The following is a 20,289-nucleotide window of genomic DNA, read 5'->3' on the forward strand; positions in this document are numbered from 1 at the left end:
GTTTGCGTGTTTTTCGGGATGGAAAGAGACGGAAACGTGATAAAATAACTGGTAAACAGGTCTTGGATGGGGAGGGTGAAGGAATGAAGAGCGGGTTAATTCCTTCTTCAGCAGTCGGGCAGAAAATTAACGAGTGGTATCGATACATCAGAACATTCAGCGTGCCGGATGCGGAGATCTTGAAAGCCGAGATCAAACAAGAGCTTGACCGTATGGAGCCTGATTCGAACTTAGTGCTTTATTATTCCCTCATGGAATTTCGCCATCAGCTGATGCTGGACTACTTGGAGCCGCTGGAAAAACTGAAGATAGAAGACCAGCCGACCCTGTCGGAAATTCTTGATAACATTGATAACAGCCAGGCCGGCCTCAAAGGGCTTCTCGATTATTACGTCAACTTTTTCAAAGGCATGTTTGAATTTGATAAAAGAGAATTTATCTCAGCGATTACATATTATAAACAAGCTGAGAAAAAACTGGCCTTCGTATCGGACCACGTGGAACGGGCGGAGTTTTATTTTAAAGTGGCCGAAGCTTATTATCATATGAAACAAACGTATTTTTCTTTGATACATATAAAAAACGCTTATGAAATTTACGTAGAGCAGGACACATATAACGTCCGGATCATTCAATGCCATTTTGTATTCGGCGTCAATTTAATGGATGAAAGGCGCTTTGAACAGGCGGCCAAACATTTTCAGCACGCTCTGCAAATGGCCGAAAAAGAACAAAAAGCGCAGCTTGTCGGGAGAGCGCTGTATAACCTCGGACTGTGCTACTACAATCAAGACCGCATCGGCGAAGCGATTCCGTACTTTGAACGGGCGGTCGATACATTTGAATCACAAAGAATCGTCAATTCTCTTCCTCAAGCATATTTTCTAATCACACTCATTTACTTTAAACTCGGAAAAAAAGAAAAAGCGTCGGAATATCACAAGCGGGGATATGAATATGCTAAAGAAACAGACGATCCCGTTTACACGGTAAAATTCGAATGGCTGCAGGCTCTGTATCAGGCGAAACCGGATGAGGAAACAATCAGCGCATGTTTCCGTTACCTGGAAGATAAAAATTTATACGCCGATATAGAGGATTTAGCACTAGAAGCAGCTAAATATTACTATGAACAAAATTGCTTTAAAATTTCTTCTGACTATTTTCTGAAAGTCGAAGAGGCAAGGAAACAAATACAAAGGAGTGAGGGTTTGTATGAAATTGAAATCTAAATGGTTTGTTATTTGTTTAGCAGCCGCCGCGATTTTTACAGTGACAGGTGCAGGCCAGACAGATCAGGCTGAATTCCATGTAGCTGAAAGAGGAATGACGTGAGAAGAAAATAACCTGAACAAAGGAAAAGACTGCCCGAGAATGTTCCCGGCAGTCTTTTTTTTTGCGCGGCCGGACTCGGACAGCGGCGGAAAACAAAAGAAAACGCCGCAGGTCAAAACCCGCAGCGTCCTCATATAGACGGAGTGATGCTTAGAAACCGCCAACGAAGGCAGTACCAACAATAATCAACAGGATAAATAAAACAACGATCAAAGCGAAAGAGCTGACTCCTGAATATCCTGACATGAGCTTCACCTCCATATTGTCTATACCATACAATATGTAAAAGAAGCTGCTTTGTAAGGGATATTAGTGGACAAGAGAAAAAAGAGGCGGTGTCCTATGAGAGTAAAACTCCGGCGAAAAATTCGTCATACAGCGCCCGCACCGCGTGTTTTTCCTGTTCTTCTTTCACTCCGAACATCATGCTGACTTCCGAGGACCCTTGATTGATCATCTCGATGTTGACGCCCGCTTCCGACAGTGCTTTGGATGCCCTGGCGGTTGTGCCGACATTATGGCGCATCGCTTCCCCGACGACCATAATCAGCGCCAGATTGTGCCTGACTGTGACTTCATCTGCTTGAAGCTCCTGCTTCAGACGGGTGACGAGCCTGTGTTCCAGTTCTGAGTCCATCTGATTGTGCCGAAGGATGATTGTGATGTCGTCAATGCCGGATGGAACGTGTTCATACGTCAACCCTTCTTCCTCCAAAATGTGAAGGGCTTTGCGGCCGAAACCGATTTCCCGGTTCATTAAATATTTGCTTATGTAAATGCTGCAAAAGCCCGTGTCGCTTGCGATGCCGATGACTGGCCCGTTCGTATTGTCACGGCTGCTGACGACGCGTGTTCCTTTCGCATCCGGATTATTCGTATTCTTAATCTGAACGGGGATGCCGGCCCGAAATGCGGGAATCAGCGCTTCATCATGAAAAACGGAAAATCCGGCATAGGAGAGCTCACGCATTTCCCGATACGTCAGTTCGTTAATTTCTTTCGGATGCCGCACGATTGACGGGTTGACGGAATAGACGGCGTCCACATCAGTAAAGTTTTCGTACAGGTCAGCTTTTAAGCCGTTGGCGAGAATGGAGCCGGTAATATCAGAACCGCTCCGGGAAAACGTCACAATCTCATGCTCCTTCGTGTAACCGAAAAATCCCGGAAAAATGATCAAGCCTTCCCAGTTTCTCAGACGGTACAAATGATCATAAGACTCAGGGAGCACCTGCGCGCTTCCGGGTTCATTCGTCACAAACAGCCCCGCTTCTTTCGGACTTACGTATTCCGCTTTCACGCCCTGGCGCCGGAAGTAGGCTGCGATCAGCTTCGCGTTGTTGTCCTCGCCGCTCGCCTTCACCGCATCCATATATTGTTCGGGATTGGTTTTACAGCTGTTTAAGAGAGCGAATAGGTCACTGCGGATTCTTTCTATAATAGAGAAATCCAGGTTCAGCTCACGCGCGATGGCGGCGTACCGCTCAATGACTGTTTCGGCAAGCTCGGGCGCTGCACCTTTTTGCAAATAATGCTCCGCACAGCGGATTAACAGATCCGTCACCTTTGTATCGTCCGAGAAGCGTTTTCCCGGTGCCGATACGACGACGGCTTTCCGCGCGGGATCAGCCGTCACGATTTGAAACACTTTCTCAAGCTGGGCTCCTGACGCAAGAGAGCTGCCTCCGAATTTTACAACTTTCATGATTTACATCCCCTAATATTTAAATTTTCTCACAAATTTAATTTTTATTATCTCTCTTTCAAACATGTAAATCAAGGATTTTTTCTACGTGGGGAGAACATTTGTATTTTCATGGAGGAATTTTGCCGCTGTTTGTCAGATTTGTTTCCCTCAAGCGTGTCATCATGTGCAAAAAATGATAAGCAGCCAAATGAAGGTTATAGAAAATCCTGCAAATTCTTGATAGACTGATTGTAAGACAATTTAGTGTACGGCCCGCGGATGACCGCTTTTGAAAGCAAAACTGTATTGACTGCGCTTGGAAAGATGATAAGATTATAATTGTCGTTGATAATGATAATCATTACGAGTGGGATATATGGGAGTTGTTTGGCAATCAGTCATACCGTTTGTGATGGGTGCAGGGAGGCAGCATGAAGCTACGTTACTTACTTTTGCTACTGGCGGTTTTGGCGTGTACTTCTATATTTATCGGTGTAGAAGATTTGTCGCCGCTGGATATTTTTCATTTAAATAAAGAACAGGCAGGTACATTGTTTGACAGCCGGCTGCCGCGTTTGGTGAGCATTATCATCGCCGGCATGAGCCTGAGCATCTGCGGATTAATCATGCAGCAGATCAGCCGGAATAAATTTGTATCGCCGACGACTGCGGGAACGATGGACTGGGCAAGGCTCGGAATTTTGATTTCATTAATGCTTTTTACGTCAGCGAGTCCGCTTGTGAAAATGTCTATCGCTTTCGTTTTCGCGTTGGCAGGAAATTTCCTTTTCATGAAAATCCTCGAGAGAATCAAGTTCAATGATGCGATTTTTATTCCTCTCGTCGGTTTAATGCTTGGGAACATCGTCAGCTCAATCGCCACGTTTATCGCATATAAATACGATCTGATCCAAAACCTGTCATCTTGGCTGCAGGGAGATTTCTCACTGGTCGTCAAAGGCCGGTATGAGCTTTTATATCTGAGTATCCCGCTGGTGATCATCGCTTATGTGTATGCGGATAAATTTACGGTGGCGGGAATGGGAGAGAGCTTTTCCGTCAATCTCGGCCTGAAATACAAACGCGTCGTTAATATCGGTCTGATTATCGTGTCGCTCATCGCTTCACTGGTGATCCTGACCGTCGGGATGCTGCCGTTTCTCGGTTTGATCATTCCCAATATGGTGTCGATTTACAAAGGGGACAACCTGAGGAGCAGCCTGCCCCACACCGCTCTGCTGGGCGCTGTTTTTGTACTGTTTTGCGACATTTTGGGAAGGTTGATCATTTTCCCGTACGAAATTTCCATCGGCCTGATGGTCGGTGTTATCGGCAGCGGCATCTTCCTGTATATGCTGTTAAGGAGAAAAGCATATGAGTCATAATAAAAAAATTACGCTGCTGGCGGCGCTCGCCATGATATGTATCGGATTCTTCCTGTTCTACGGACTGGGCAATTGGGAATACTCCCTGCCGAGACGATGCTTCAAAGTGCTTGCCATGATGCTTACCGGAGGAGCGATCGCGTTTTCAACGGTCATCTTCCAGACGATTACAAATAACCGCATACTGACACCGGGCATTTTAGGCCTCGATTCCCTGTATATGCTCATTCAGACCGTCATCGTGTTCCTGTTCGGTTCAATGAATATCGTCATGATGAACAAAAATCTTAATTTCGTCATCTCCGTCGGGCTGATGGTGCTCTTGTCACTCGTTTTGTATCAGCTCATGTTTAAAGGCGAGGGGCGGAACGTGTTTTTCCTTCTGCTTGTCGGCGTCGTGTTCGGCACGCTGTTCAACAGTCTGTCATCCTTTATGCAGATGCTGATTGATCCGAATGAATTCCAGGTTGTTCAGGACAAAATGTTTGCCAGCTTTAACAATATCAACACCGATCTTTTATGGTTTGCCGGTGCTGTCTTTCTTCTGACGGGCATTTATGTCTGGCGGTTCACGCGGTTTTTTGACGTGCTGTCGCTCGGCAGGGAGCACGCCGTCAACCTGGGGATTGATTACGATAAGCTTGTGAAACAGATGCTCATTGTCGTCGCCATTCTTGTGTCTGTCTCTACGGCTCTTGTGGGGCCGATTATGTTTTTAGGACTGCTTGTCGTCAATCTGGCGAGAGAGTTTTTAAAAACCTACAGGCACACGTATTTAATCGCGGGTTCTGTCCTGATCAGCATCGTCGCGCTCGTCGGAGGCCAGTTCGTCGTGGAGAAAGTGTTCACGTTTTCCACGACGCTGAGCGTCATCATTAATTTTGCCGGCGGGATTTATTTTATCTATCTGCTGTTAAAGGAGAATAAATCATGGTAGAGGTCAAAAATGTAAGCAAACAATACGGAGGGAAAGTCGTCCTTGAGAAAACGTCTCTATCCATTCAAAAGGGCAGGCTCACCTCATTTATCGGTCCGAACGGCGCGGGAAAAAGCACGCTGCTGTCTATCATGAGCCGGCTGATTAAGACGGATTCCGGGGAAATCACGGTCGACGGGCAAGAGATCGGGGCCTGTAAAAGCAACGATCTGGCGAAAAAAATCAGCATCTTGAAGCAGACGAACCAAATCAATATCAGACTGACAATTAAAGACCTGGTCAGCTTCGGCAGATTTCCGTATTCCCAAGGGAAACTGACGGATGAAGATTGGGTGCATATCAACCAGGCCCTCAGTTATATGAAGCTGGATGATTTAAAGGATAAATACCTCGATCAGCTCAGCGGAGGCCAGTGCCAGAGGGCATTTATCGCGATGATCATCGCTCAGGATACCGACTATATTTTTCTCGATGAGCCGCTGAACAATTTAGATATGAAGCATTCCGTTGAAATGATGAAGCTGTTGAAGCGGCTTGTGGAAGACTTCGGAAAAACGGTCGTCGTAGTGATTCACGATATCAACTTCGCATCCGTATATTCAGACCATATCGTCGCACTGAAAAACGGCCGGATCGTCAAAGAAGGGCCGGCGGAGGAGATCATTGAAACCTCCGTGCTTGAAGATATTTATGATATGACCATCCCGATTCAAGAGATTGACAGTCAGCGGATCGGTGTGTACTTTTCTTAAAAACCAGATGAGGTGAAAATCATGAAAAAAATCGCATTGCTATTCATTGCGCTAGTTACGATTTTTGTTGTTTCTGCATGCGGAAACGGGGACAAAACATCAGGCAAATCAAAAGAAACAATCACAATCAAAGATGACCTGAACAAAGAAGGAGTCAAAGTGCCGAAGAATCCGAAAAAAGTCGTCGTATTCAACTTCGGAATGCTGGACACGATGGATGAACTCGGTTTACAGGATCACGTGGCGGGACTTCCGAAACAAAACCTTCCAAAATACTTATCTTCATATAAAAGTGATAAATACGCCAATACCGGCGGTTTAAAAGAACCGGATTTTGAAAAAGTCGCGGATATTGATCCGGATTTAATCATTATCGCCCACAGACAATCTGATTCTTATAAAGAGTTCTCAAAAATCGCGCCGACGATTTATCTTGATGATGACTATACAAACTACGTTGACAGATTCAAGCACAACACCGAAGTGATCGGCAAAATCTTTAACAAAGAAAATGAAGTGAAAGATAAGCTTGCGAAAATTGACAAATCCATTGCCGATCTGAAGAAAAAGACAAGCAGCACGGATAAAAACGGGTTAGTGGTGATGGCGAACGACGGCAAAATCAGCGCGTTCGGATCTAAATCAAGATACGGCTTCATTCATGATGTGTTCGGCGTCAAACCGGCTGACAAAAACATTGAAGCCTCACTGCACGGACAAAGCATTTCCTATGAATATATCGCCAAAACAAACCCTGATTACATGTTTGTCGTTGACCGCGGAACAGCGATCGGCACAAAATCTTCAACAAAACAAGTGGTTGAGAATGATTATGTAAAATCGGTGAAAGCCGTGAAAAACAACCATGTTGTCTACCTTGATTCAGCTACATGGTATTTATCAGGAGGCGGCCTGGAATCCATGGCGCAAATGGTGAAAGAAGTAAAAGACGGAATCGAGAAGTAAAAAAAGAACCCGGTCACATACGTGATCGGGTTCTTTTTGGTTTACCGCGTAACGGCCTGCTGCTGCTCGGGCTGACGCGGTTTTTTCTTCAATATAAAAGATAGGAGGAAGCCGGCCAGCGCGATGCAGGCTGCTACGACAAATGCCGCATTCATGCCGTGCAGGGCGGCGTTTGCCGGAGTTGACGCATTTGCGTGCGCGGCCTGGCTGCTCATCACGGAAACCAGCAGCGCCGTACCGATAGAACCGCCGACTTGGCGGACGGTATTGTTCATGGCTGTGCCGTGCGGAATTAAGTGGCGCGGCAGGGCGTTGATCCCCGCTGTCGTCACCGGCATCATAATCATGGCTGTTCCCAGAAGCCGCGCGGTATAAACGACGACAATCCAAATGAGAGACGTCGAGTCCGTCAGATTCATAAACGGCAGGGACGTGAGCAGGATGATGAAGAATCCGGTCATCGCAAGGCCTTTTCCGCCGATTTTGTCAAACACCCGGCCGATAAACGGAGACATCATCCCCATCACAATCGCGCCCGGCAAAAGCATTAATCCGGTATCAAACGCGGATACGCCCCGGACTTTTTGCGTGTAAAGCGGGAGAATGGTTTCCGTTCCGATCAGCAGCGCGAAAACAAGCGTTCCGAGCAGGGTGGTCAGGCTGAAAATCCCGAAAGAAAACACGCGGAATTCCAGCATCGGTTTTTTGAGCTTCATCTGTCTTGCGATAAAGAAAATCAGCGCGGCCGCTCCGACAAGCAGCGAAGTCAGCACTTCAGTACTGGTCCACCCTGATGAACCGGCGCTTGAGAAGCCGTAAAGCAGACCGCCGAATCCGAGGGTCGATAAGATCACAGATAAAATATCAATCTGTGTTTCTCGTAATGTCGTGACGTTTTTCATCAGAATAATCGCTAAAAGCAAATCGATGACTGCGATCGGGAAGATAATATAAAACAAAGACCGCCAAGAGAATGCTTCGACCGCCCATCCGGAAAGCGTCGGGCCGATCGCCGGCGCGAACGAAATAACCAAGCCGACCATACCCATGGCGCGGCCGCGCTTTTCCATCGGGAAAATCGTGAGAAATACCGTCTGCATGAGAGGCAGCATAATTCCGGCGCCGGCCGCCTGAATAATCCGGGCCGTTAAGAGCACCGGAAAGTTCGGGGCGAATGCGCCGACAATGGTGCCCGCCGTGAAAATACTCATGGCGGAAATCAAGAGGGTGCGGCTTGTAAATTTCTCTATTAAAAACGCGGTAATCGGAATCAAAATCCCGTTCGTCAGCATAAACGACGTTGTCAGCCATTGCGCTTTGTTGGCGTCTATATTGAAGTCATTCATAATGTGCGGCAGCGCCGTGATAAGCAGTGTCTGGTTCAAAATGGCGACGAACGCACCCGCCAAAAGAATCCCGACGATGACAGAGCGGTTGTATGGTGCAGTTTTAATACTCTTATTCAAGCTGATTCCTTCTTTCTTTATAGTTTGAGCAATGTTTTAACGGCTGCAAGCGGCTGGTGCAGCGGTCCGGCCTGCTCCAAATAACCGATGAGCGCTTTGATGAGAAAATCCCGCGGCTGTTTGTCCGCTGATTCTTTCTCCAGCATAGCCGCCGCGGAAGCGAGTCCTGCGGCGTCATATTTTTCCTCCGGAAGGGCTGAGACGGCTTCTTTCAGTTCCTTCAGGCTTTCAGCCATCAATACGGTTTTGTCTTTCGGCTCAAATGAGGAAGCGGAGGCGATATAAAGGTCAATCATCTCCTGAGGCAAAGCGGTTTCGGTTGTCCTGTTTTCGACGATGAGATTGAGATGGCGGATGATAAACTCCGTGAGCGGCTCCAGGGCGAGCGGTTCTTTTTCCAGCTTAATCAGCGTGATGCACTCTCTCAGGAGCCCCTGCAGGACGATCACCAGCTCCCATACATAAGGAATAATGTCATCGCCGTATGTCTGAATCAGTGAATCGCGATGCCAGCAGATAAAGGTGGAGCGGGCCCTGTGAATATGCCGTTTTACCCGCTCATTAATGGAAGAGGGGCTTCCGTACATCAGCATATTAAAAAACTGCTGATTGCGCCTGAAGCCTTCAAGCTCAGCCATCAGTTTTTTGGCAAACCGTTCCTCAGGGGAGAGGCTTGTTTCTTCATTCAATAATGAAGCGGCGGCTACCATCTGTTTCTGGTTAAAGTCGAGCAGCTCCAGGAGCAGGTCTTCCTTTGATTCAAACAGCTTATATAAAGATGCTTTGGAGACTTTGCACTCCTCTGCGATCGCCTGCATCGAAACTGACGAAAAGCTTTTCCCGGAAAAAAGCTTTCTTGCCGCCAGCAGAATATCCGTTTTCTTATCATTCATAAGCCCAGATTCCTTCTTTCGTCACAATAGAAAACCCATCGGTTCACAGAAAACCAATGAGTATATGATGAAAATATTAACAAAAATTTTTACATAGTGTCAACGCTTTTGTTTGAGAAATAGAAAAAACCTGCCGGAGTGTTCCGGCAGGCTGATACGTTTATTTATCCGTCTTAAATCCTTGTTTTTCAAGCATTTCACGAATGTGAGGATAATAAACCTGCTTATAGTAGGAAGTGATGCCTTGTGACCAGTTTCTTGTTTCCTGTCCGTCGGTGCGTTTTTTCATGTATTCGGACATCTGCTTGTCATAGGCCTCGATATGGGTTCTTACATCTTCTTCTTGATACGTTTCATGATGCAGAACGGCTGCTTGCGGCAGACGCGGTTTTTTCGCGGAGCGGTCTGCCGGATGGCCGATGACGAGACCGGAAACCGGGAAAACGTATTTCGGAAGTTTCAGCAATTCAATGAGTTCGTCAGGCTTGCCGCGCACGGCGCCGATCGGCACAGTGCCGAGTCCCATTGATTCAGCCGCAGCCGTTGCCGTACCCAGCGCAATCCCGACATCTACGGCTCCGACTAGAACGGACTCTAAACCGTTCGTGATCTCAAGCGGTGTATCATTATATTCTTCAAGCGCAATTTTGGCGCGGTTAAAATCAGCGCAGAATAAAAGGAAAACAGGCGCTTGGTCAATCCACGGCTGGCCGCCGGCCAATGCGGATATTTTTTTCTTCCGTTCCTTATCTTTCACCGCAATAACGGTAAATTGCTGGCCGTTAATGGAAGTCGGCGCTGCCTGAGTTGCTTGGATGATAAGATCCAGCTGCTCATCCGATACGGGTTCATCTGTGTAGCTGCGGATGGAACGGTGGTCTGTTAATATTTGAAGGACTTCGTTCATGTCATTCATCCTTTCGTTACTCTGACAGTTCTGTGCGGACGACGTCAAGCGGCGCACTCAGCACTTCTTTTGCTTTTGCCACAAATCCTTGGAAATGGTCAGTTGCGTTGTGGAATTTCATCGCTTCTTCATCTTTCCATTGTTCAAGCATGACGAATGTATTTTCCTCACCGACTTTTTCGAAAAGGTCGTATTGCACATTTCCTTCTTCCGCGCGTGAATGCTGAACAAGTGATTGCGCTTCTCCTAAAAATTCCTCGCGTTTATCCGCTTTTACTTTCATGTAAGCCTGTAAGACGATCATTGTTATTCCTCCTGATTGGGTTAATTTGTTATAGTTCGAATGTTATCGAACTAACTGTAACATGGTTCGCTGCGAATGGTAAAGGAAAAACCCTCACCGCCTAAATTGTCACCCGCCGCTTTTATGTGTTACATTTGACTCATGAACATTCCAAACCATCCTGAAACCGAACGCTTACAGCTGACAAAGGTTCTTCATGCTCTGAGTGATCCGCTCCGCTTAGAGCTGGTCAAACAATTGGCGGAAACAACAGAAAAAACGTGCGGAACCTGCGCTGATGTCCGGGTCGCTAAATCAACGCTGTCCCATCACTTCAAAGTGCTGCGGGAAGCGGGGATCGCCCAAGTGCGCATAGACGGGAAGCACCGTTATTATTCCCTGCGCAAAGATGATTTACAAGCGGCGTTTCCCGGCCTGCTGGAGGCGATTTTGCAGACAGAGCCGGACCGCTGGTAAATAAGTCCCCGAATTCCGGGGGTTTTTTTATGCGCCGAAAACTGCCCGGTAAAGTCTGTAGACGCCTTCTTGAATATCGCTCTCCTTCAGGCGGGCGAATCCCAGAATGAGCTGCGGCTTATTTGAATCGCCTCCCGTTTTCAGACGGAACCGGCTCATCGCAAACAGATCGAGCTGTTCTGCATCCGCCCGTGCCAATATCTCTTTTTCTGAACGGGCGCAGTCAAACTCAGTGACAAAATGAAGCCCCGCATTGGCGCCCTTTACACTGATTCTATCTCCGAATGTTTCTTCCAAAGCCGAAATGAGGCGTTCCCGCATGTTCTTATAATGCTGCTTCATCTTTTTAATATGTTTCTGATATTCACCTGATTCGATAAATTCTTTCAGCGCGAGCTGGGCAAGCGTGCTGCACGTATGCAGGTCATACGTTCTCTCTTTGAACGTCCGCAAAAGCCCGGGCGGCAGAACCATATAGCTGATGCGCAGACCTGGGAAAAGGGATTTTGAAAAGGTCCCCATGTAGATGACATTTTGAAACCGGTCAAGGCTTTGAAGCGCCGGTATCGTATCGGCGTCATATTTAAATTCACTGTCATAATCATCTTCAATGATGAAGCGGCCGTTCTGTTCGGCGGCCCAGTTTAAAAGCTGAATCCGCCGGGAAGCGGGCATGATCACGCCTGAGGGGAATTGATGGGAAGGCGTAGTGATCAATACAGAGGGCCGGCGTTTTTCGATTTCGTCCATGGACATGCCTTTTTCATCAAGGCTGATCGTCGCAACCTTTTTCCCGAGGTTTTGCAGCAGCCGGTACATCCTCATATATCCCGGGTTCTCCATGGCGTAGGGCGCGTCTTTTGGCAGCAGTTCCGTCAGCAGCTGCACCAGCATTTGCGTGCCCGCTCCGAGCACGATTTGTTCCGGGCGGCATGTAACGCCCCTTGTCAGGGAAATAAGCCGCGAAATTGTTTCACGGACTTCATATAAACCTTGCGGGTGGACGAGTTCTCCGAGTGTATGAAATGAACGGGCGGCTGCTTTATGCTCACAGCGAAACCAGCTTTTCAGAGGGAAATGCGCCGTATCCACGCTCATATGAGAAAACGAAATCCAGCCGCTCTTATCCGTCTCCCGCTCTTTCAAATCATCAGGCAATAGAAGCGAAGGCGCTTCTTCATGATAAACCGTATCAATTTCCTCCACGAAAAAGCCTTTTCTTTCGACTGCATATAAATAACCTTCCGAAAGCAGCTGCTGATAAGCTGAATTCACTGAATTCACGCTGACCTTCAGCGTCTCGGCAAGCTCCCGTTTAGACGGCACCTTTGTATGAGGCATCAGGCTGCGCTTCAAAACGGCCGCTTTTATGTGCTGATAGATCTGCTGATAGATATAATCCGCCGTTTCCGAATGATCAATGGAAATCGTCAGCATCCAGACCCTGCCCCTTTCTGATACCATGGATAAATTGATTTTGGTACTTTTCATCATACCAAAAAGAAGTCAGAATGATAAGAAAACAATGCAGGGGGATGGAATCTATGAGTCGAACAGCATCAACGGAAGTGACAACTGCCCAGTGGCAGCAAAAACGGGATCAATTCGTTTCCAAGGGGGTCGGCAACGGAAACCGCGGCATGGCCGTAAAAGGGGAAGGGGCGCTTTTGTACGATTTGGACGGCAGACGATTCATTGATTTTGCCGGAGCGATCGGAACGCTGAATGTCGGCCATTCCCATCCGAAAGTGGTGGAGGCCGTGAAGAAACAGGCGGAGGATCTGATTCACCCGGGATTTAACGTCATGATGTATCCGTCTTATATTGAGCTGGCCGAAAAACTTTGCGCCCTTGCGCCGGGAGATCATGCGAAAAAAGCGATTTTTCTCAATTCGGGAGCGGAAGCGGTGGAAAACGCCGTGAAAATCGCCAGAAAATATACGAAGCGCCAGGCTGTCGTGTCATTTACAAGAGGGTTCCACGGCCGCACGAACATGACGATGAGCATGACGAGCAAGGTGAAGCCTTATAAATTCGGTTTCGGCCCATTTGCCTCAGAGGTGTATCAGGCGCCGTTTCCTTACTATTATCAAAAGCCGGCCGGCATGAGCGACGAGCAGTATGACGACTTTATCATCAGCGCTTTTGAGGATTTCTTTATCTCCGCAGTTGCACCGGAAACCGTCGCCTGTGTCGTAATGGAGCCGGTTCAGGGAGAAGGCGGCTTCATCATTCCGTCAAAACGTTTCGTGCAGCACGTCGCCGCTTTTTGTAAAAAACACAGCATCGTTTTTGTAGCGGATGAGATCCAGACCGGTTTTGCCAGAACGGGAACATATTTTGCGATTGAGCATTTCGGAGCCGTTCCTGATTTGATCACCGTATCCAAATCACTTGCGGCCGGATTGCCGCTGAGCGGCGTCATCGGCCGGGCGGAAATGCTTGATGCCGCCGCGCCGGGTGAACTCGGGGGCACATATGCGGGAAGCCCGCTCGGCTGTGCGGCTGCGCTCGCGGTCTTGGATATTATTGAAGAAGAAGGGCTGAATCAGCGTTCCGAGGAGATCGGCCGGATCATCGAGCATCAAGCGCTCGAGTGGAAAAAAGAGCATGCCTGCATCGGAGAAGTGCGCAGACTCGGTGCGATGGCGGCCATCGAAATTATCAAAGATCCGGACACGCGGGAACCGGACAAAGCGAAAGCCGCGGCGATCGCTAAAACGGCGAACGAGAACGGACTGCTGCTGCTGACGGCCGGCATTAACGGCAACATTATCAGATTCCTGACGCCGCTTGTCGTGACGGATGAGCAGCTCAAAGAAGGCCTTTCCATTATCGAAGCAGCTCTGTGAGTTCAATTATTGGAATGCCGGCGGATGTGTCTGCTATCATGAAAGTGTGAGATACATCAACAAGCATTCAATGGCTTTACTATAGCAGAGAAAGGAATGTTCAATATGCCAGAACAATTAACAGTGTACAACCCGGCAACGGGAGAGGCGATCGAAAGCATCCCCCAGCAGACGGCCGAAGATGTTGAAAAAGCGATTGAACGTTCACATCAAGCGTTTCAATCATGGTCCAAAACATCAGCGGGAGAACGTGCCTCACTTTTGAGAAAATGGTATGAGCTGATTGTTGAAAATAAAGAAGAACTTGCGGAATTAATTACGAAAGAAAACGGCAAACCGTATGAAGAAGCGGTCGGAGAAGTTTTATACGGCGCCGGTTATATTGAATGGTTCGCCGAAGAAGCAAAACGGATTTACGGCAGAACCGTACCTGCGCCGACAACGGGCAAACGGATTGTCGTCACCCGTCAGGCGGTCGGCCCGGTAGCCGCGATCACGCCGTGGAATTTCCCGAATGCGATGATTACAAGAAAAGCCGCGCCCGCTTTGGCGGCAGGCTGTACGTTCATCATCAAACCGGCGGAGGATACGCCGCTTTCCGCTTACGCCCTTGCGCGTCTCGCATATGAAGCGGGAATTCCGAAGGACGTGCTGCAAGTGGTGATCGGTGACGGAGCTGAAATCGGAAACGTCTTCACCAGCAGCCCGAAAATCCGCAAAATTACCTTTACCGGCTCAACGCCTGTCGGCAAAATCCTGATGAAAAACAGCGCCGACACCGTAAAACATATGTCAATGGAGCTTGGCGGACATGCGCCGCTGATTGTGGATGAAGCCGCTGATCTTGATCTGGCGGTAGCCCAAACAATGGCCTCTAAATTCAGAAACGCCGGCCAAACCTGCGTCTGTGCGAACCGGCTGATCGTACACGAATCCGTAAAAGACGAGTTTGCGAAAAAACTGAGTGAAGAAGCTGCGAAACTCAAAGTCGGAAACGGTCTTGAAAAAGGCGTAAACGTCGGCCCTGTCATCAACAAAAAAGGCTTCGATAAAATCGTCGGCCAAATTAATGACGCCGTGGAAAAAGGCGCAAAAGTGCTGACGGGCGGAACGTATGACCAAAACGATGAAAAAGGATGCTATTTCGTGACGCCGACCGTGCTGTCAAACGTAGATACATCCATGAACATCATGCATGAAGAAACATTCGGCCCGGTTGCGCCGATCGTTACGTTCTCAGATATTGATGAAGCGATCAAGCTTGCGAACGATACGCCGTTCGGGCTTGCGGCTTATTTCTTCACAGAAAACTACCGCCGCGGCATCTATATTTCTGAACAGCTTGAATACGGCATCATCGGCTGGAATGACGGCGGTCCGTCCGCGGTTCAAGCGCCGTTCGGAGGAATGAAAGAAAGCGGCATCGGCCGTGAAGGCGGTACGGAAGGCATTGAACCGTACCTGGAAACCAAATACATGTCTATCGGACTTTAATGAGCCGAAAAGAAAGCCCCGCTTCTAAGCGGGGCTTTTTTTATTGAGCAGTCTGCCGGTGAATATCGCCGGCAGGCTTTTTTGATCTTGCGGGAATAATCGGTTCGATTCCAGACAAAATAACAGCAAATACGATTGAAAGAAGGTCGCCATCATGGATATATTACTGGCTCTTCTCCCGGCTTTATTTTGGGGGAGCATCGTGTTATTTAACGTCAAATTAGGCGGCGGGCCTTACAGCCAGACGCTGGGAACGACAATCGGGGCGCTCATCGTTTCGTTTGTGCTGTATCTGTTTGTCCACCCGGTGCTGTCTGGGCGCATTTTTATTGTCGGCATCATCTCGGGGCTGTTTTGGTCGCTCGGCCAAAGCAATCAGCTTAAAAGCATACAGCTGATGGGCGTTTCAAAAACGATGCCGATATCAACGGGAATGCAGCTCGTCTCGACTTCTTTGTTCGGTGTGATCGTATTCAAAGAATGGTCAACCCCGATCGCGATTACGCTGGGTATTCTCGCCCTTATTTTTATCATCATCGGGATTGTGCTCACATCTTTAGAAGATAAAAAGGGGCGGGCGGACGGAGAACCGGGAAACTTAAAAAAAGGCATTGTCATCCTGCTGATCTCCACGCTCGGTTATTTGGTCTATGTCGTTGTGGCCCGGCTGTTCGGCGTATCCGGATGGTCAGCGCTTCTGCCGCAGGCGATCGGGATGGTCATCGGGGGACTGCTCCTGACGTACAAGCATAAACCGTTTAATAAGTACGCCCTCAAGAACATTCTGCCGGGAATCATCTGGGCGCTCGGGAATATGTTTCTGTTCATCTCACAGCCGCGCGTCGGAGTTGCGACAAGTTTTTCCCTTTCTCAAATGGGGATCGTCATCAGCACGCTCGGCGGAATCTTCATTCTCCGTGAGAGCAAAACGAAGCGTCAGCTGGTCGCCATTGCCATCGGGATTATCCTGATCATTGTGGCCGCGGTATTCTTAGGCGTTGCGAAATCAAATTCATAACAAATGCAGGAGGTTTGGACATGTACACGGATTTAAAAGGAAAAGTCGTTGCCATTACGGGAGCTTCATCAGGATTAGGAAAAGCGATGGCGATCCGCTTCGGACAGGAGCAGGCGAAAGTCGTGGTTAACTACTATAGTAATGAAAAAGACGCTCAAACCGTTAAAGAAGAGATTCAAAAAGCGGGAGGCGAAGCGGTCATCGTTCAAGGAGACGTCACAAAAGAAGAAGATGTCAAAAACATCGTGCAGACCGCGGTGAAGGAATTCGGCACATTGGATGTCATGATCAATAACGCCGGCATGGAAAATCCGGTTCAGTCGCATGAAATGCCGCTCAAAGACTGGAACAAAGTCATCAATACCAATCTGACCGGCGCTTTCTTAGGAAGCCGCGAAGCCATTAAATATTACGTAGAGAATGAAATTCAAGGAAACGTCATTAACATGTCAAGCGTACATGAAATGATTCCATGGCCGCTGTTTGTTCACTACGCGGCGAGTAAAGGCGGCATCAAATTGATGACGGAAACGCTGGCGCTTGAGTACGCGCCGAAGCGCATCCGTGTCAACAACATCGGGCCGGGCGCCATCAATACGCCGATCAACGCGGAAAAATTTGCGGATCCCGTTCAGAGAAAAGATGTGGAAAGCATGATTCCGATGGGATATATCGGTGAGCCGGAAGAAATCGCGGCTGTCGCCGTCTGGCTTGCTTCAAAGGAATCAAGCTACGTAACCGGCATTACGCTGTTTGCTGACGGCGGAATGACAAAATATCCGTCATTCCAGGCAGGACGCGGATAAGAAAAAAAGCGATCGCAGGCTCTTTAGAGCCGGATCGCTTTTTGCTTACGCGCGTTTTTTCTTTACAAGCGCCGCGATGGAAAGGATAATCGCCGCAGCTGACAGAACGATGGCCGCAATATCAAGCGCTGATACGCCGGATTTGCTTTCTTCGTTTGACTGTTCAGCTCCGTGCGCATCCGTCACGCTGGCCGATTTCGTGATTTTCGTAATTGAGTGAGGCGTGTCGGCTTTCTCATCACCCGTCCATTCTACAATGCTGCCGTCTTTGTAATATTGGTAAGCGTCCCAAGCGGCATCTCCGCTCTTTTCAGGATTTTTCGCAACGAACGTGAACTGCTGGAATTGGCCGGGCTGAATGCCGCCGTCCTTTGCTTCCCAAGTGACGGAGACCGCTTTGTCATCATGTTTGGATACGGATGTTTTCCAGCCCGGAATCGGCTGATACTGCTGAAATTCAACGCCTGCGGGCATTTTCAGCACGACTTTCGTTGTCGGCTCATTCTTTTCCACAGGCACTTTCATCGTGTACGTTTCCCAAGAACCGGCCGCGGATTCCGCGGGTTTGACTGAGACGTGGGCGCTTGCTGTCGCCGTAAAACCGACGAGTGACAGGGTCACGGCGGATATGAATAATAAAGCCTTTTTTTTCAACATGAGATACACTCCTTAGTTTGTCGTTGAGAATATTTGGTTGATTTCATTAAAATCGTTTGTCAGCCCGTGGACTTTGATCTTCCAGTTTCCCTTTTCGGTGATGGATAGGTTGGCGGCTTCAAATGTGCCTTCCTTCGTCTTCTTCAAATCAAAGGTGCTTTCATGCTGTTTGCCGCTGAAGCCCGTCTGGTAAACAGTGACCGTAAATTGCTGAATGTCTTTTACCAAGCTGCCGTTGTGATCGTTGACAATGACTTGAAATTCATTTTTACCCGGCTGGTTCGGCGTAATGTGCAAGGACAGGGTTTCCCCGTTTCCGATCGTTTCTGAGCCGTTAAAAGGCAATGGCGCAGGCGGCGGCGGGCTGGGCAGGCTTGTGAAGACGGCGGTTGTGAATAATACCGCGATGCCTAGTGCCCATTCGGCCTTTATCGTTGCGCTGATGCTCCTTTTTCTGCTGAACTTCGTCATCCATACGTGAACGGCGCCGAGCGCAAGCATGATGACAAACAGTCCGATTTTCAAAAGGAGCGTCTTACCGTAAGCGGTGTGAAAGAGTGAATCAAACGTGCGGATAATGAAAAATCCGTTCAGTACACCTGAAAATAACAGCACGCCGACAGAGGCGAACGCCCAAGGAGAAAACCGTCTGACCGTTTCCCAAGCGATGGTTTTATCGGGTTTTCTCCACTCTGATGAAAGAAGCAGCACAAGCGCGGCGATACCGCCCATCCATACAGACGCGGCCGATAAATGGAGAAAGTCCATTGCGATGCCGACCGCTTTTTCGTCGATAACGGCCGCATGCCCGGCGAATGCTTTTGCCAAAAGCGAAGCGAAGAAGAACAACAGCGGCGCCGTCCAGTACGCAAATGACCGGAATGCTTTCTTCTTCAACAGCGGGATCATGGACAGGGCGAGCAGGATAAATAAGCTGATCTGGATCATCCAGACGTACCCGCCTGCCGTTTTCAGAAGCGTTTCTTTTACATAGTCCGGCTGAAACGCGGCGCTCCAAGCGCCGCCCGCGTTTTCTTTCGTCTGAATCGGGAGCTGGCAGATAAGCGCGAGCCCCGTTAAACATAAAGAAATCACGAGCAGCTTTACAGTTCGTTTTGCTTTTGATGAATCTTTATTATTTCTGTACCAAAACAGATGGAAAAAAGCCGTGCCGATAAACAGGGAGAGAGCGGTGTACAAAATACCGCGGTCGATGGCCGCTTCGGGATGAAGCGCCGCTTGCGATGATGTCTGCTCCTGAAGTTCTCCGCCGGCTTTTCCGATACTGAAAGGGATGACGCCGGATACCGGATGTCCGTCGGCCGATACCGCGTTCCATTCCGCTCTGTAAATATCATGCGGCAGGTTTTTTTTCAATACCGCGGTCATGATGCGGGCATCATTTTTTTGAATCACCGTTTTGCCCGCGTCAACCCGTTCGCCGGATGAATTATAGACCTTAATGGAGTGGAAGCCTTCTTCAATCTGTTCATTAAACTCAATTTCAATCTGCTTCGGCGCTTGTTTTAATTCGCTGTTCTCACCCGGATTTGAGTTTGTGATGTAGGCGTGGGCGAAGCTTGTTTTCGGAATCAAAACAAGGAACAGCAAAAAGATGAGCCAGCGTTTGTTCTGTCTCATGGATGATGACACCGCCTTCCGGTTGGTTGTTGTTATGTCTTGCTGCAGGTGCATCCCTTCTGCCTGTCGTGTAAGATGATGTCCGCCGCCTCGTCAAAGGTGCAAATGACCCCGCCGAATCCTTTTTGAAACCGTTCTGCGTAATCAAGCGTTGAGAAGGGAATCGCCTGAGGCCGGCAGCAGTGAAGGTCAATATCGGCATGGACTAAAAAGTATGCGGAAGCGGCCGTCAGCGTCGTCTGAAGAAGAAAATCTTTACAAATGACGTGGGACACTTCTTCCTTTTTATCCTCATACCGCAAAATCGCGCAATGAATGCAGCACATCTGCTCAACGGCTTGTGAAACGGTAATAAGCTGAACAGAATACGAATGCTGAATCGGCCGCAGGCAATAGCCGCATTGATTGGCGCTTCGTTCTGAAGCGGGCGGGAGCGTAATGCCGCCGGGTGTCCGGATAATCCGGTTTGCATCCGCCAGCTGATTGACGTCTCTGTACACGGTCATCTCGGAGACGCCGAATCTCTCGCTTATGTCAGAGATTTTCAGCGCGCCCTCTTCTTTCAGCCATTCAAGCAAGGTTTGCTGTCTGTGAATCGGAAGCAATTCTGCATCCTCCTTTTTATGCGAATGAGTGATGAACCTCCCTCTAAGAGTAGATGTTTTCACAAATGCACACAAGAGCCTGATGATAAAATATGTGAAAAAATGTTGAACAATCACAAATGTAAAAG

The 20,289-nt window shown here is 48.4% G+C and carries 21 protein-coding genes; 11 read left to right on the forward strand and 10 right to left on the reverse strand.

Going from position 1 to position 20,289, the window contains the following annotated elements; all coding sequences use genetic code 11:
* Positions 1 to 83 precede the first annotated feature (83 nt).
* Positions 84 to 1,232 carry a Rap family tetratricopeptide repeat protein gene (locus G9F75_RS17640; protein ID WP_014304340.1) on the forward strand — a complete coding sequence of 383 codons (1,149 nt, stop codon included), beginning with the start codon at positions 84 to 86 and terminating at the stop codon, positions 1,230 to 1,232.
* Positions 1,216 to 1,335: a phosphatase RapC inhibitor PhrC gene (gene phrC, locus G9F75_RS17645; protein ID WP_003156334.1), complete on the forward strand. Its 120-nt coding sequence runs from the start codon at positions 1,216 to 1,218 to the stop codon at positions 1,333 to 1,335. Before G9F75_RS17640 ends, phrC begins: the two co-directional genes overlap by 17 nt.
* Before the next feature lie 150 nt (positions 1,336 to 1,485).
* Here the strand turns inward: phrC and G9F75_RS17650 are convergent, their stop codons facing one another.
* Complete coding sequence (locus G9F75_RS17650; protein ID WP_369878517.1) at positions 1,486 to 1,596, reverse strand: YjcZ family sporulation protein; 111 nt, start codon at positions 1,594 to 1,596, stop codon at positions 1,486 to 1,488.
* A gap of 79 nt (positions 1,597 to 1,675) precedes the next feature.
* On the reverse strand, positions 1,676 to 3,040 hold the full coding sequence (locus G9F75_RS17655; RefSeq protein WP_167409272.1) for an aspartate kinase: 1,365 nt from the start codon (positions 3,038 to 3,040) through the stop codon (positions 1,676 to 1,678).
* Between the two features lie 413 nt (positions 3,041 to 3,453).
* On the opposite strand from G9F75_RS17655, the gene G9F75_RS17660 reads away from it, so the two are divergent.
* Genes G9F75_RS17660 through G9F75_RS17675 form a run of 4 tightly spaced genes read left to right on the forward strand, consistent with a single transcriptional unit; the run spans position 3,454 to position 7,062 of the window.
* Positions 3,454 to 4,407, forward strand: a complete 954-nt coding sequence (locus tag G9F75_RS17660) for an ABC transporter permease (RefSeq protein WP_014416904.1) — start codon at positions 3,454 to 3,456, stop codon at positions 4,405 to 4,407.
* The gene (locus G9F75_RS17665) at positions 4,397 to 5,344 is read left to right on the forward strand and encodes an iron chelate uptake ABC transporter family permease subunit (RefSeq protein WP_014416905.1); all 948 of its coding nucleotides are present in this window, start codon (positions 4,397 to 4,399) and stop codon (positions 5,342 to 5,344) included. The genes G9F75_RS17660 and G9F75_RS17665 overlap by 11 nt, the downstream gene beginning before the upstream one ends.
* Positions 5,338 to 6,096 carry an iron ABC transporter ATP-binding protein gene (locus G9F75_RS17670; RefSeq protein WP_022552588.1) on the forward strand — a complete coding sequence of 253 codons (759 nt, stop codon included), beginning with the start codon at positions 5,338 to 5,340 and terminating at the stop codon, positions 6,094 to 6,096. The genes G9F75_RS17665 and G9F75_RS17670 overlap by 7 nt, the downstream gene beginning before the upstream one ends.
* Positions 6,097 to 6,117: 21 nt before the next feature.
* Positions 6,118 to 7,062 carry a siderophore ABC transporter substrate-binding protein gene (locus G9F75_RS17675; protein WP_021495116.1) on the forward strand — a complete coding sequence of 315 codons (945 nt, stop codon included), beginning with the start codon at positions 6,118 to 6,120 and terminating at the stop codon, positions 7,060 to 7,062.
* Positions 7,063 to 7,103: 41 nt separating this feature from the next.
* Here G9F75_RS17675 and G9F75_RS17680 read toward each other — a convergent pair whose 3' ends face one another.
* From G9F75_RS17680 to G9F75_RS17695, 4 genes are all read right to left on the reverse strand, one after another.
* Positions 7,104 to 8,528 (reverse strand): MDR family MFS transporter, encoded by a 1,425-nt coding sequence (locus tag G9F75_RS17680; protein ID WP_014416906.1) that lies wholly within the window; start codon positions 8,526 to 8,528, stop codon positions 7,104 to 7,106.
* Positions 8,529 to 8,545: 17 nt separating this feature from the next.
* Entirely contained in the window at positions 8,546 to 9,421 is an 876-nt protein-coding gene (locus G9F75_RS17685; RefSeq protein ID WP_167409273.1) for a TetR/AcrR family transcriptional regulator, read from the reverse strand.
* A 160-nt stretch (positions 9,422 to 9,581) separates the two neighbouring features.
* Positions 9,582 to 10,328 (reverse strand): NADPH-dependent oxidoreductase, encoded by a 747-nt coding sequence (locus G9F75_RS17690; protein WP_022552590.1) that lies wholly within the window; start codon positions 10,326 to 10,328, stop codon positions 9,582 to 9,584.
* Between the two features lie 16 nt (positions 10,329 to 10,344).
* On the reverse strand, positions 10,345 to 10,632 hold the full coding sequence (locus G9F75_RS17695) for a putative quinol monooxygenase (protein WP_003156323.1): 288 nt from the start codon (positions 10,630 to 10,632) through the stop codon (positions 10,345 to 10,347).
* 141 nt (positions 10,633 to 10,773) lie between these two features.
* Between G9F75_RS17695 and G9F75_RS17700 the strand changes: the two genes are divergently transcribed.
* Positions 10,774 to 11,088, forward strand: coding sequence for an ArsR/SmtB family transcription factor (locus G9F75_RS17700; RefSeq protein WP_012116810.1), 315 nt, complete (start codon positions 10,774 to 10,776; stop codon positions 11,086 to 11,088).
* Positions 11,089 to 11,115: 27 nt separating this feature from the next.
* Here the strand turns inward: G9F75_RS17700 and gabR are convergent, their stop codons facing one another.
* Positions 11,116 to 12,525, reverse strand: coding sequence for a MocR-like transcriptional regulator GabR (gene gabR, locus G9F75_RS17705; RefSeq protein WP_167409274.1), 1,410 nt, complete (start codon positions 12,523 to 12,525; stop codon positions 11,116 to 11,118).
* A 107-nt stretch (positions 12,526 to 12,632) separates the two neighbouring features.
* On the opposite strand from gabR, the gene gabT reads away from it, so the two are divergent.
* From gabT to gdh, 4 genes are all read left to right on the forward strand, one after another.
* Positions 12,633 to 13,940 (forward strand): 4-aminobutyrate--2-oxoglutarate transaminase, encoded by a 1,308-nt coding sequence (gabT, locus tag G9F75_RS17710; RefSeq protein ID WP_014416911.1) that lies wholly within the window; start codon positions 12,633 to 12,635, stop codon positions 13,938 to 13,940.
* A 105-nt stretch (positions 13,941 to 14,045) separates the two neighbouring features.
* Entirely contained in the window at positions 14,046 to 15,434 is a 1,389-nt protein-coding gene (gabD, locus tag G9F75_RS17715; protein WP_167409275.1) for a succinate-semialdehyde dehydrogenase, read from the forward strand.
* Between the two features lie 154 nt (positions 15,435 to 15,588).
* A complete protein-coding gene (locus tag G9F75_RS17720; RefSeq protein ID WP_003156317.1) occupies positions 15,589 to 16,452 on the forward strand; it encodes a RhaT/GlcU family sugar-proton symporter in 864 nt (287 codons plus the stop codon).
* Positions 16,453 to 16,472: 20 nt separating this feature from the next.
* Entirely contained in the window at positions 16,473 to 17,258 is a 786-nt protein-coding gene (gene gdh, locus G9F75_RS17725; RefSeq protein WP_021495110.1) for a glucose 1-dehydrogenase, read from the forward strand.
* A 45-nt stretch (positions 17,259 to 17,303) separates the two neighbouring features.
* Here gdh and G9F75_RS17730 read toward each other — a convergent pair whose 3' ends face one another.
* From G9F75_RS17730 to G9F75_RS17740, 3 genes are read right to left on the reverse strand one after another with little or no spacing between them, the layout of a single operon-like run.
* Positions 17,304 to 17,915, reverse strand: coding sequence for a YcnI family copper-binding membrane protein (locus tag G9F75_RS17730; protein WP_007410287.1), 612 nt, complete (start codon positions 17,913 to 17,915; stop codon positions 17,304 to 17,306).
* A 12-nt stretch (positions 17,916 to 17,927) separates the two neighbouring features.
* The gene (locus tag G9F75_RS17735) at positions 17,928 to 19,556 is read right to left on the reverse strand and encodes a copper resistance CopC/CopD family protein (protein ID WP_167409276.1); all 1,629 of its coding nucleotides are present in this window, start codon (positions 19,554 to 19,556) and stop codon (positions 17,928 to 17,930) included.
* Between the two features lie 32 nt (positions 19,557 to 19,588).
* A complete protein-coding gene (locus G9F75_RS17740) occupies positions 19,589 to 20,161 on the reverse strand; it encodes a DeoR family transcriptional regulator (RefSeq protein ID WP_007609432.1) in 573 nt (190 codons plus the stop codon).
* Positions 20,162 to 20,289 lie beyond the last annotated feature (128 nt).

This window comes from Bacillus sp. EKM208B, from assembly GCF_011800725.1.
Lineage (GTDB): Bacteria > Bacillota > Bacilli > Bacillales > Bacillaceae > Bacillus > Bacillus velezensis.